12 protein-coding genes and 1 tRNA gene (1 of these 13 only partly in view) are annotated in these 11,169 nt (G+C 68.2%); 7 read left to right on the top strand and 6 right to left on the bottom strand.

From position 1 onward, the window contains the following. Positions 1-48: 48 nt before the first annotated feature. The 5 genes from ahbA (at position 49) to ABOD76_RS09350 (ending at position 3,644) form a co-directional block, all read left to right on the top strand. On the top strand, positions 49-1,089 hold the full coding sequence (gene ahbA / locus ABOD76_RS09330) for a siroheme decarboxylase subunit alpha (RefSeq protein ID WP_350244558.1): 1,041 nt from the start codon (positions 49-51) through the stop codon (positions 1,087-1,089). A gap of 87 nt (positions 1,090-1,176) precedes the next feature. Beyond that, positions 1,177-1,252: transfer RNA gene (locus ABOD76_RS09335), tRNA-Ala, on the top strand. A 105-nt stretch (positions 1,253-1,357) separates the two neighbouring features. After that, positions 1,358-2,164 carry a GNAT family N-acetyltransferase gene (locus ABOD76_RS09340; RefSeq protein WP_350244559.1) on the top strand — a complete coding sequence of 269 codons (807 nt, stop codon included), beginning with the start codon at positions 1,358-1,360 and terminating at the stop codon, positions 2,162-2,164. A 170-nt stretch (positions 2,165-2,334) separates the two neighbouring features. Then, positions 2,335-2,958 (top strand): deoxynucleoside kinase, encoded by a 624-nt coding sequence (locus ABOD76_RS09345; protein ID WP_350244560.1) that lies wholly within the window; start codon positions 2,335-2,337, stop codon positions 2,956-2,958. Between the two features lie 62 nt (positions 2,959-3,020). Beyond that, complete coding sequence (locus tag ABOD76_RS09350) at positions 3,021-3,644, top strand: deoxynucleoside kinase (protein WP_350244561.1); 624 nt, start codon at positions 3,021-3,023, stop codon at positions 3,642-3,644. Between the two features lie 481 nt (positions 3,645-4,125). Here ABOD76_RS09350 and ABOD76_RS09355 read toward each other — a convergent pair whose 3' ends face one another. The 5 genes from ABOD76_RS09355 to ABOD76_RS09375 all read right to left on the bottom strand — a co-directional run bounded on the left by ABOD76_RS09355 (position 4,126) and on the right by ABOD76_RS09375 (position 10,083). Further along, on the bottom strand, positions 4,126-5,061 hold the full coding sequence (locus ABOD76_RS09355; RefSeq protein ID WP_350244562.1) for a quinate 5-dehydrogenase: 936 nt from the start codon (positions 5,059-5,061) through the stop codon (positions 4,126-4,128). A gap of 117 nt (positions 5,062-5,178) precedes the next feature. Beyond that, positions 5,179-6,486, bottom strand: coding sequence for a Glu/Leu/Phe/Val family dehydrogenase (locus tag ABOD76_RS09360; RefSeq protein ID WP_350244563.1), 1,308 nt, complete (start codon positions 6,484-6,486; stop codon positions 5,179-5,181). An 88-nt stretch (positions 6,487-6,574) separates the two neighbouring features. Then, positions 6,575-7,825, bottom strand: coding sequence for a Glu/Leu/Phe/Val family dehydrogenase (locus ABOD76_RS09365; protein ID WP_350244564.1), 1,251 nt, complete (start codon positions 7,823-7,825; stop codon positions 6,575-6,577). A gap of 119 nt (positions 7,826-7,944) precedes the next feature. Continuing rightward, positions 7,945-8,892, bottom strand: a complete 948-nt coding sequence (locus ABOD76_RS09370) for a polyprenyl synthetase family protein (protein WP_350244566.1) — start codon at positions 8,890-8,892, stop codon at positions 7,945-7,947. A gap of 222 nt (positions 8,893-9,114) precedes the next feature. Further along, on the bottom strand, positions 9,115-10,083 hold the full coding sequence (locus tag ABOD76_RS09375; RefSeq protein ID WP_350244567.1) for a homoserine dehydrogenase: 969 nt from the start codon (positions 10,081-10,083) through the stop codon (positions 9,115-9,117). 76 nt (positions 10,084-10,159) lie between these two features. Here ABOD76_RS09375 and ABOD76_RS09380 point away from each other — a divergent pair, with 76 nt between their 5' ends. Beyond that, positions 10,160-10,393 carry a DUF3248 domain-containing protein gene (locus ABOD76_RS09380; RefSeq protein ID WP_350244568.1) on the top strand — a complete coding sequence of 78 codons (234 nt, stop codon included), beginning with the start codon at positions 10,160-10,162 and terminating at the stop codon, positions 10,391-10,393. A gap of 5 nt (positions 10,394-10,398) precedes the next feature. Next, the gene (locus ABOD76_RS09385; RefSeq protein ID WP_350244569.1) at positions 10,399-10,887 is read left to right on the top strand and encodes a DUF3809 domain-containing protein; all 489 of its coding nucleotides are present in this window, start codon (positions 10,399-10,401) and stop codon (positions 10,885-10,887) included. Between the two features lie 9 nt (positions 10,888-10,896). Here the strand turns inward: ABOD76_RS09385 and ABOD76_RS09390 are convergent, their stop codons facing one another. Beyond that, positions 10,897-11,169, bottom strand: the 3' end of a protein-coding gene (locus ABOD76_RS09390; protein ID WP_350244570.1) for an NUDIX domain-containing protein. Its footprint extends 651 nt past the window's final position; 273 of the gene's 924 nt are visible here — the last part of the coding sequence; its start codon lies off the right edge, out of view — the gene reads right to left on this strand; its stop codon occupies positions 10,897-10,899.

Genomic DNA, 11,169 nt, shown 5'->3' on the forward strand with positions numbered 1-11,169 from the left:
CGGGATAAACAGGACGTTTTGCTCACCCCTGAAGTGTTAGCGTGAAGCATGACTGCCGTGCAATCCACGCCGCGCGAGCTGCTGCTCAACCGCATCCAGAAAGACATCCCCATCACGGCGCGGCCTTACCGCGTGCTGGCCGAGGAGGTGGGTCTGACCGAGCAGGAGGCGTTGGCCATCCTGCGTGAGGTCAAGGCCGAGGGAGTGCTGCGGCAGGTCAGCGCCATCTTCGACACCCGGACGCTCGGCTATCAGAGCAGCCTGGTGGCCGCCGTCTACCCGGCCGATCAGCTGGACGCCGGTGCCGAGCTCGTCAACCAGCACCCGGGCGTGAGTCACAACTACCGCCGCAACCACGACTTCAACCTGTGGTACACCATCGCGGTACCGCCGGAGAGCGACCTGGAGCAGCACGTTCAGCGGCTGCACGAGCTGTCGGGCGCGCAGCTCACCCGCCTGATGCCGACCCTCCACCTGTTCAAGATCGGGGTGGAGTTCGACATGACCGGCAAGGAAGCCTGGAACGCCAAGGCCGCCCCGCAGTACACCAGCGCCCAGCGCAACATCGGCTACGCGGTCTCGGAGCTGGACCGGCGCTTCGTGCTGGAGTTCCAGAAGGACCTGCCGATCACCGAGGAGCCCTACGCGGACGCCTGCGCCGCGCTGGGGCTGAGCATTGAGGAGGTGGCCGCCCACGCCGAGAAGATGAAGGCAGCCGGTGCCCTGCGGCGCGTCTCGGCGGTGTTCCGCCACCAGTCGGCGGGCTTCACCTTCAATGCCATGGGCGTATGGGCCGTGCCGCAGGATCAGGTGCAGGAGGTGGGGCAGGCGATGGCCGGCTTCAAGGCCGTGAGTCACTGCTACCTGCGCCCCACCTACCCCGAGTGGCCCTACACCATCTTCACCATGGTGCACGGACGCAGCAAGGAAGAAGCGTTCGGGAAGATCGAGGCCATTGAGCGCGAGGTGGCGCAGGGCGTGCCGTACGCCATCCTGTACAGCACCAAGGAGTACAAGAAGATTCGGCTGGAGTTCTACAAGCCGGAGTTCTACGAGTGGGAGGCGCGCGAGCTGGGCGTTCACGCCTGACCGTGGGGGCGGTGGGGCTGCGTCCTGGCCCCACCGCCCCGCGCGGTTGACAAGTCCCGGAACCGTTGCTAATCTATCTGAGCTTGTGGGGCTGTGGCGCAGCTGGGAGCGCGTCTGAATGGCATTCAGAAGGTCAGCGGTTCGATCCCGCTCAGCTCCACCACAACGCACCGGGAGGCCCTGAGGCCTCCCGGTTTTCTTTGCCGTCCAGTGCTGGGGTGCGCCATCTGGCGGAAGCGCCACTTCTTCTGCCCGGACACAATGAGGCATGCCTGTTCAGCTGCGCCCCTATCACTCGGTCACCGACGCGCAGGAGTTCATGGCGCTGTACAGCCGCCTGCGCGCCCAGGAGACCACCCTGGAGCGCTTTCTGGATCAGGAACGCCAGTGGCCCGCGCAACTGGTGCTGGAACGGCACGTCGCCCACCTGGACGGACAGCTGCTGGGACTGGCCGACCTGCGGAGCTTTGAGTACATCCCGCCCGGCTGGCTGCTGCTGACGCTGGGGCTGGCCCCGCAGGGAGGGGGGAAACGGCTGGGTGATCAGCTGCTCCGGTGGGCCGAGACGCAGGCCCTGCAGCGGGGTGCCGCCGGCATCGTCACCAACGTGCTTGACCATGATCCGGCCAGCCGCGGGTGGGCCGAGCGACGCGGCTACCGGCTGCACGCCCACCGGTTTGCCAGCGAACTGGATCTGCGCCGGCCACAGCCGACGCCCCACTGGCCCGACGGCCTGCACCCGCGCGACATGACCGGGGCCAGTGACGAGGAATGGCGGCAGCTGGAAACGCTCTACGGCGACCTGCTGGCCCACACCCCCGACCTGCAGGGCCAGCCGCGCTGGACGCCCCAGCAGCTTCACGCCGCTCTGGGCGGCAGCTCCCGGATGCGCCCCGACTGGGTCGTGCGGGCCATGCGTGGCCCGGAGGTGGTGGGTCTGGCTGTGGGCTTCCCTATCACCACGGGCATCTACAACGAATTCACAGGCGTGGTGCCGGACCTGCGGGGCCAGGGTGTGGCGCGCATGCTGAAACTGAACCTGTCCGGCGGGCACAGGCCGAGGGCATCCCGCTGATGCGGACCAACAACCATGCGGCCAATGCTCCCATGCTGGCCGTCAATCGCCGCCTGGGCTTCCGGGCCGCGAGTGGCAGCTGGGAACTGCGCCGTCCATTCTCCTGACTGCGGGCTCCAATTCCAACCCACTCAACATTTGCCGTGCCGGGCGGGCTATCATCGGCGGCGATGTATGTCGTCGTGGAAGGCCCCATCGGGGTCGGGAAAACCAGCCTGTCCAGGCGGCTGGCGGCGCGGTACGGTGCCGAACTGAACCTGGAGGTGGTCGAGGAGAATCCGTTCCTGGCCCACTTCTACGCGCAGCCGGAGCTCTACGCCTTTCAGGTGCAGGTGTTCTTTCTGCTGTCGCGCTACAAGCAGCTGGAGCGCATCGCGCAGGGTGGGCTGTGGAGCGGCGGCTCTGTGGTCAGCGACTACCTGTTCGCCAAGGACTTCATTTTCGCCGCCATGAACCTGCGCGACCACGAGTTCGAGCTGTATCAGGACCTGTATGGCCACCTGAGCCCCCGGCTGCCCACCCCGGATCTGGTGGTGTACCTGCGCGCCGAACCCGACGAACTGCTGCGCCGCATCGAGCGGCGGGCGCGGCCGTATGAGCAGGGCGAGCACGGCATCCAGGCGGCCTACCTGGCGGAGCTGACCCGCCGCTACGACGACTTTTTCCGCACCTACCCGGGCCGGGTGCTGACGGTGGCCGCCGACACGCTGGACTTCGTGGGCGATCCGGACCATGAACAGCAGCTGATGCAGCGGGTCCACGACGCGCTGCACGCCCCCAGCGCCGCCGACTGACCCCGCACGCTCCCTCTCTCCCGCCGGCGGCAGTCCGGACGGGCACCCTCAGAAGGTCTTCCATGTATATCGCCATCTCCGGCAACATCGGCAGCGGCAAGAGCACCCTGACGGGCATGATCGCGGCCCGCTACAGCCTGACGCCCGTGTACGAGGCCTTCGAGGACAACCCCTACCTGCAGGACTTCTACCAGGACATGCGCCGCTACAGCTTCCACAGCCAGGTGTTCTTCCTGAGCAAGCGGCTCTCGCAGCACCTGACGCTGGTCAACGGCGCCGAGCGGGTCATTCAGGACCGGACCATCTTCGAGGATGCCGGGGTGTTCGCGCGCAACCTCTACGAGTCCGGACAGATGGAGGACCGCGACTGGCGCACCTACGACAGCCTGTACGGCGGTATCCTGCCGGCGCTGCGCACCCCCGACCTGCTGATCCACATTGACGGGTCGCTGCCGACCCTGCGGCGGCGCATCGCGATGCGGGGCCGCGCCTACGAGCAGACCATCCCGGACGAGTACCTGGAGCGCCTGGGGCGGCTGTACGACGCGTGGGCCGCCGGGTACCAGCACAGCCCGCTGCTGCGGATTCCTGGCGACACCCTGGACTTCGTGGCCGACCCGGAGGGGTTTGGCTGGGTCTGCCGCCAGATTGAGCAGCGCGGCCTGAGAGAACCGATTCTCCGCTAACAGGGGGTTGCTCCGCCACTGCCGGACGGGAGAGGGCACATGGTTCATCTCGAAATGCCGCGCCTGACGTTCAGGCAGGTTGTTGATGCAGCGGCCTGGTCGCTCCTTGAACATCATCAGCAATTCTGAAGTGGTGCGCCACATCAACGGCCCTGGTCAGGTCCTGACCTAAGATCACCCGGAAGCCCGTCCCCAGATACCGGGGCTTCTACGGACGGTCTCCGTGCTACAGGGCCTGGGCCGCTATAGACGGGAGGAGCCAGAGCCTTGTCAGAAGGGCCTGCGCTTCTCGACCATCAGGATGCGTCGGCCCAGATGGCTATCGTCGTGCACCAGAACGCCGTTTCTGACCTGGCCATGCGAAAGCACAGTTTTCAGACCACCCTGACGATCAGCAATTTCGGCCAGGCAGTCGTTGTCTGCCGTTCCGAACCCTTCAGGTCAGCGGTGCTATCTGCCGCCGCTCTCCCTTCACCCGAGCTCAGAACTCGTTGACCTGCGGGTGGAACTCCACCTGCCGGATCAGGTCCAGGTACTCGGCCTCGCTGAGGGCCTCCTGCTTGTCCCGGAGTGCCACGAACATCGCCTCCATGACGTTGGTGGCGAAGTTGCGGCTCCCGATGCGCGGCGTGGTGGTGATCAGACGCTTCACGCCGCGCTCGCGCATCCACTCGCGGTCGGGGGCGGTGATGGTCTGGGTCAGCACGGTCTTGCCCTGCAGGTCATGCGGCGCGTAGCGCTTGACGTAGTGTGTGTCGCCCGCCAGCACGTCGGCCCAGTGGTAGTAGCGCGTGCCCTTGCCCTGCACGCTGACCTCCTGCTTCTCGCCGGTCGGGTAGAACCAGTCCTGCGGCAGCCGCGTCACCACCGGCAGCACCACACCCGCAATGCGGCGCAACGCCTGGATGCTGCGCAGCGGGTAGTCAATGCCCAGCCCGAAGATCACGTCACCGTAGACCACGTCGGCGTGGGCGTCGCTGAGCGCCTCGGCCATGCCGAAGCGGTCCACGGCACTCACCATCAGCACCTTCTGGCTCTTCCACTTCAGCAGCGGGTCCAGCTGCTGAATGGCGTCCCGTTCCAGGGTGTTCTTGAGGCCGCTGCCGTCCAGTACCGGGGTGTTCCGGATGCCCGCCACCAGCTTGCGGACGTTGCCGAACTCGTAGCGCCGCCCGCCGGCCACCACCGCGAGGTCGGCGCCGCCCAGCCCGAACGCGTCCACCCGGCCGTCCAGTTCCGCAAACAGCTGCATCATCCGCTTGCTGTCTCCATCGGTGCCAAGCCGCTCCAGGATGAACGGCTGGCCCAGCACCTCCACTTCCTCGCGGGCATTGCGCTTGCTGGACCCCAGGGACACGCTCACCACATGTTTGTAGCCGGCCGGAGCCGGCTGCCAGGCTGAATCAGGATTGGTCATCTGGCTGACATTGTAGAGGGTGAAGGTAAAGGGATTTCTCACGACCCGCAGACGAAAAGCAATGGACCCGGGCGGCCAATGCGTCACCCGGGTCCACTGCTTCCCTGTTGCCTGGGTTCAGGGGTACAGGCCGCGCAGGGCGCGCGCTTCCAGCACGCGGGTGCAGGCCACGATGTAGGCGGCCGTCCGCAGCGTCACCTTGTGCCGCTCGGCCACGTCCCACAGGCTGTCGAAGGCTTCCCGCATGATGCGCTCCAGCCGGGCGTTGATCTCATCCTCGGTCCAAAAGAAGCTGGAGAAGTCCTGCACCCACTCAAAGTAGCTGACCGTCACACCGCCAGCGTTGGCCAGCACGTCCGGCACCACCGTCACGCCCTGCTCGCGCAGAATGTCGTCGGCGGCCGGGGTGGTGGGGCCGTTGGCACCCTCCACGATCACCCGCGCCCGGATACGGCCTGCGTTGGTCTCGGTCAGCTGGTTCTCCAGCGCCGCCGGAATCAACACCTCGCATGTCACGTCCCAGAACTGGTCGCGTTCCAGCTGCTCCGAGCCGTCCAGGCCCAGGATGCTGCCGGTGGCCTTCAGGTGCTCCAGCGCCCGGTACGGGTCGATGCCGGCGTCGCTGTAAACGGTGCCGCTCACGTCCTGAATCGCCACGATCTTCGCACCGTGGTCGTGAAAGATGCGGGCTGCCGCGTTGCCTACGTTGCCGAAGCCCTGCACCGCCACCCGCGCCCCCTCCAACGGGATGCCCAGCTTCTGCATCGCCTGGGCGCCAGTCACGAATACGCCGCGCCCGGTGGCGTCGCTGCGGCCCAGCGAGCCGCCCAAGCTGACCGGCTTCCCGGTCACCACGCCGGTGGAGGTCTTGCCGGTGTTCATGCTGTAGGTGTCCATCATCCAGGCCATGATGTTGGGGTTGGTGTTCACGTCCGGCGCGGGGATGTCCTTCTCCGGCCCGATGATCAGCCCGATCTCGGTGGTGTAACGCCGGGTCAGCCGCTCGATCTCGCCCTGGCTGTAGTTGCGCGGGTCAATGCGGATGCCGCCCTTGCCGCCGCCGTACGGCAGGTTCACGGCCGCATTCTTGACGGTCATCCACGCGGAGAGCGCCATCACCTCGCTGAGCGTCACGTCCTGGTGGTAGCGCACGCCGCCCTTGGCGGGGCCGCGCGAGGTGTTGTGCTGCACGCGGTAGCCCTCGAAATGCGCCACGGTGCCGTCGTCCAGGTGAATCGGCACGTCCACGATCAGGATGCGCTTGGGCCGCTTCAGCGTCTCGGCCCAGTAGGCCAGCTTGCCCAGATACGGCGTGACGCGCTCCACCTGTTCCAGGAAAATCCCCCAGGGGCCCAGATGCTGCGGGTCCAGGTAGCTGGGCAGGGGGTGAGGAGCGGCGCTGGCGGGTTGCGGTTCGGTGGTCATGGGTACCTCTGGGGGTGAGAACGCCGGGCGGGCGACGCCGCGCCGGGGCAGGCAGGAAACAGGCGACGGAACAGCTCAGGCCGCAGCTTCAGGGATACACCCCGCGCAGGACCGAGGCGTCGTGCAGCTTGTTGAGCGCCAGGGCGTAGGCGGCGGTGCGCAGGTCCAGGGCATGCTGGCGGGCGTAGCGGCTCACCGCGTCCACGGCGGCCAGCACCCGGGTGTCGATGGCCTGCAGGATCTCTTCTTCCATCCAGAAGAAGTTGCTGGCGTCCTGCACCCACTCCAGGTAGTTGGCGATCACGCCGCCGCTGCTGGCCACCAGGTCCGGCAGCACGGTGCAGCCCTGCGCTTTCAGGGCCCGCTCCGCCTCCGGCAGCACCGCGCGGTTGGTGGCTTCCACCACGTAGCGGGCGCACACCTCCGACGCGTTGCCGGCCGAGATGCTGCCGTGGTCACTGGCCAGCACCAGCACCTGCACGTCCAGCGCCAGCAGTTCGTCCGGGGTCAGCGATACCGCGCCATCAAAGCCCGCCACGCTGCCCTGCTGCTCGCGGTGCGTGTGCAGCGCCGGCAGGTCCAGGCCGCTGCTCGCGTAGGCCCCACCGCCGGCGTCGCTCACGGCCACGATCCTGGCGCCGCGCGAGGCCAGCAGCTCGGCGCAGATGCGGCCCACGTCGCCGTAGCCGAAGATGGCCACCGAGGCGTGCTCCACCGTCTCGCCCAGGCCCTCAAGAATCCGGATGGTGGCGATGCCTGCCCCGCGACCGCGCGCGCCCTTGGAGCCGTAGCTGCCGCCCAGCGGAATCGGCTTGCCGACCACCACGCCGCCGGCGGTGTTGCCCAGGTTTTCGTTGTAGGTGTCGAGCATCCAGGCCATCGTCTGCTCGTCGGTGCCCACGTCCGGGGCGCAGATGTCCTCTCTCGGCCCGATCAGGTCCACCAGTTCCGAGGTGTAGCGCCGGGTCAGCCGGGCCAGCTCTCCGCTGCTGAGGGTGACCGGGTCCACGCTGATGCCGCCCTTGGCGCCGCCCAGCGGCAGATCCGCCACAGCGTTCTTGAGCGTCATGATGGCGGCCAGCACGTCGCACTCGTGCGCTGAAAGGCCTTCCTTGTAGCGCACACCACCCATGCTTGGACCCAGCGCGATGCTGTGGACGCTGCGGAACCCCTTGAACACCCGCACGCTGCCATCGTCCATCCGTACCGGCAGGTTCAGCGTGACGGTGCGTTTGGGATGTTTGAAGTAGGCCAGCGACGTTTCGGTCGCGGACGTGTAGGGCAGCGCCTGCTCCAGCTGTTCCATCAGGCCCTGCCAGTTGAGTCCAGAAGCTCGCATGTCTTATCCTCCGACCACGCTGTGCGGGTCCTGTCTAGACTGTTTCGTCGGCTGGAAGTATACAGGATACATGGCGGGGGCGGAACCCCCGCACGCCCTGAACTGTGCGGCCGCAGCCGTTACTTAACCCGCTGGGCTTCCAGGGTGGCCAGGGCTTCCAGCCGCTCGCGCGCCGGGCTGGGCGGCAGCACGCTGAGCGCCTGCACCGCCAGCCGCGAGCGGCGCTCGATCTCGGCGCGGGTGGCGGCGAAGGCGTCGTGCTCCGCCGCCAGCACCCGGACGCGGGCCACGTCGCCGGCCTGCGCGGCGCGGCGCTCCAGAATCTCGCGCACCTCGGCGGCGTCGCGGCTGTCCAGCAGGCGCAGCACCGGGAAGGTGGCCTTGCCCTCGCGCAGGTCGCCACCGATCGGTTTGCCCAGCGTGGCCTCGTCCGACGCCAGGTCCAGCAGGTCGTCCTGCATCTGGAACGCCAGGCCATACTCCAGGCCGTAAGTCCGCAGCGCCTGCAGCTGTTCTGGCGGGCTGCCCAGCAGCAGCGCCGGAGCGCTGGCCGCCAGTTCGATCAGCACGCCGGTCTTGCCCCGGATGATCTCCAGGTAGTTGGCATCGCTGTACTCGCTGTAGGCCGCTACCTGAAACTGCAGCACCTCGCCCTCGCAGATGGCCGCCGCCGTCTCCCCGAAGGCACGCGTCAGGCACTGAGGCATGGCCGAGAGCAATACCAGCACCTTGCTGAGCATGTAGTCGCCGCTCATGACACTGACCACGTTCCCGAAACGCCGGAAGGCCGTAACCTGACCGCGCCGGGTATCGGCATTGTCCAGCAGGTCATCGTGCAGCAGGCTGGCCGAATGCAGCAGCTCCACCGCCACCGCCAGGTCGTGCTCCTGCGGGTGCTGATGCGCGCCCAGCGCCCGCAGCGCCAGGTACACCAGACTGGGTCTGACCCGCTTGCCACCGGCGGCAGCCAGGTCCTCCCCGATCAGCTCAATGAATTCCACGCGGGAGCGCAGCACCTCGCGCAGCCTCACCTCGAAGCGGTCCAGGGGCAGCGCGGGGAGGTTCACAGCTTCAGTATAGCGGCGACCCCCGGGACGTTCAGGAAGCACCCCCACACAGGCATAGAGGAAGGCGCACAAGGAGCGAAGGCCCAGTGCCAGCCCATCTGCCGACCAGGGTCCTGGGCTTCAGCGGCCCAGTTTCTTTGGGCAGGGCACCCTGCCCTGGAGGTCCCGGCCCGGTCTCTGTTCCTATGACGTTCCCGGCCCGGCACTTTTCGCCACTTCTGGTCAGTGCAGCGGGACGTGCCCCGGAAAGCCGATCAGGTGATCCAGCAGGTCGCCCACCATGGCCGAGGCCGTCACCATGCCGCCGGCGCCGCCACCCGCGAAGAACAGTTCGCCGCATTCCTCACCCTGGTACATCAGCGCGTTGCGCCCCGCCCCGATGCTGCAGATCGGGTGGGTGATCGGCAGCCGCCGGGGGGCCACCACCGCATGCCAGCCCTGACCGTCCGGCCCACGCCGCAGCTCGGCCAGCAGCTTGTAGCGCTCTCCCGCGTCGGTGGCCTCCTCAATGTCGGCCAGTGTGAGGTGCTCGATGCCCCGCACCTGCACGGCGTCGTAGGAAAAGTCGCCGTCAGCGCAGAAGCGGGCCAGGACCGTCAGCTTGTGCGCGGTGTCGAAGCCGCCCACATCCAGGGTCGGCGGGTCCTCCGCGTAGCCCAGCGCCTGCGCCTCCGCCAGGGCCTGGGCGTACTCCTTGCCGCGCTCCATCTCCCCCAGGATGTAGCTGCAGGTGCCGTTCAGCACCGCCTGCAGCGACTCGAAGCGGCTGGCGCGCAGCACGGTGCTCATCGGCCCGATGACCGGGGTACCGGCCATCACCGAGGCCTCGTAGTACAGCCGGCCCGCCAGTGCGTACTCGCGCAGCTCGGTCCAGCGCTCGGCCAGCAGGGCCTTGTTGGCGGTGATGACCGGGCGCCCGGATCGCAGGTACGGGTGCAGCAGGCTCAGCGGGCGCTCAGTGCCGCCCATCGCCTCGATCACCACGCCACATTCCTGCAGGAAGGCCGGGGCGTCGGTCAGCCGGGTGCCGGCCGGCACATCGCGCGGCCGGCCCGCATCGCGCACCAGCACGCCGGCCACCTCCACCCGCACCCCGATGTCGTCGAAGATGTCACGGCGACGTTCCAGCAGCGTCAGGACGTTCTGGCCCACGGTGCCGCAGCCGAGCAGGCCAATGGTGACGGTCTTCATGGGGGGCATGATAGCGGGGGCCCTCGGCCGCCCCAGGTGGCTGTCTGGACGCGCCGGAACGGTCTAGAATACCGGTATGAGCGACGACTCCATCCAGCTGCCGCCCCAGCTCGCCTCGCTGGAGGCCCTGGGTGGGCAGCTGGTATGGCGCATCGGCAAGGACGACCTCTCGGACGACGTGGTGGTGCGGCTGGGCTTTGCCTCGGCCACTCCGCGCTTCGCCCACCTGCCGCGCCTGCGCAGCGCCAGCGACGACGAGCTGCGCGCCGCGCTGGAGGCCGGCACCGTCAACATCGAGTGGGTGGACTGAGCCGCTTGAGAATCGAGGCGGAGCAGACCTTCACCCTGCCGTTCCCCGGCTCCCCCGAGGCCGCGCTGGCCTTCCTGCGTGACCCGGCCCGGGCGCTGGCCCGCGTGCGCTTCCTGAAGCAGTTGCAGGCGGATGCGGCGGGCGTGCGGGCGGTGCTGCTGGTGCAGGTGCCGATGCTGGGCGAGGTGGACCTGCCGCTGCACAGCAGTCTGGTTCAGCTGGACGGGAGCGCGCGGCTGGAGGCCCAGCCGCTGACCGACGAGCGGGCCTGGATTGAGCTGTGGGGCGACGGGGCGGTGCAGCCGGGCGACAGCGCCGGCAGCTCCGCACTGGCCTATCACTTCCGGTTCGTGGCGCACCTGGCGCTGCCCGAGGCCGAGCAGTGGGGCGGGGCCGCGTTCGAGAAGATGGTGCAGGCCGCGGCCCGCCGGACGCTGGAACGCCTGACCCGTGAGCTTCCGGAGGCCATCGGACGCAGCGTCCGGGATGTCTGAAGCGACCTCCTACCCGGCATGGTCACCGAGCATCGCCCGGGCCAGCCGGCTCAAAGGCGGCAGGCCGCCCAGGTCGAACCAGACGTCCTGCGGCCCGGCGCCCTCTGCCCTCCCCCGGTACAGCATCACCACCGGGTCGGTGACGGCTCCGTCCGAAGTGGTGAAGCGGTAGTCCGGCCCGATGTACAGCTGAAGCTCGGTGAGGGCGCTGAGGGCCGTCTCCGGCACTGACCGGCGGGCCGCCTGCTCGAAGGTGTCGCCCAGCTGCAGCGCCGACAGAGG

It is taken from the genome of Deinococcus sonorensis KR-87, from assembly GCF_040256395.1.
Lineage (GTDB): Bacteria > Deinococcota > Deinococci > Deinococcales > Deinococcaceae > Deinococcus > Deinococcus sonorensis.

Bases quoted from the DNA above. Each gene is read 5' to 3' on its own strand.
- ahbA (WP_350244558.1), top strand. From the start codon at position 49: ATGACTGCCGTGCAATCCACGCCGCGCGAGCTGCTGCTCAACCGCATC.
- ABOD76_RS09340 (WP_350244559.1), top strand. From the start codon at position 1,358: ATGCCTGTTCAGCTGCGCCCCTATCACTCGGTCACCGACGCGCAGGAG.
- ABOD76_RS09345 (WP_350244560.1), top strand. From the start codon at position 2,335: ATGTATGTCGTCGTGGAAGGCCCCATCGGGGTCGGGAAAACCAGCCTG.
- ABOD76_RS09350 (WP_350244561.1), top strand. From the start codon at position 3,021: ATGTATATCGCCATCTCCGGCAACATCGGCAGCGGCAAGAGCACCCTG.
- ABOD76_RS09355 (WP_350244562.1), bottom strand. From the start codon at position 5,061: ATGACCAATCCTGATTCAGCCTGGCAGCCGGCTCCGGCCGGCTACAAA.
- ABOD76_RS09360 (WP_350244563.1), bottom strand. From the start codon at position 6,486: ATGACCACCGAACCGCAACCCGCCAGCGCCGCTCCTCACCCCCTGCCC.
- ABOD76_RS09365 (WP_350244564.1), bottom strand. From the start codon at position 7,825: ATGCGAGCTTCTGGACTCAACTGGCAGGGCCTGATGGAACAGCTGGAG.
- ABOD76_RS09375 (WP_350244567.1), bottom strand. From the start codon at position 10,083: ATGAAGACCGTCACCATTGGCCTGCTCGGCTGCGGCACCGTGGGCCAG.
- ABOD76_RS09380 (WP_350244568.1), top strand. From the start codon at position 10,160: ATGAGCGACGACTCCATCCAGCTGCCGCCCCAGCTCGCCTCGCTGGAG.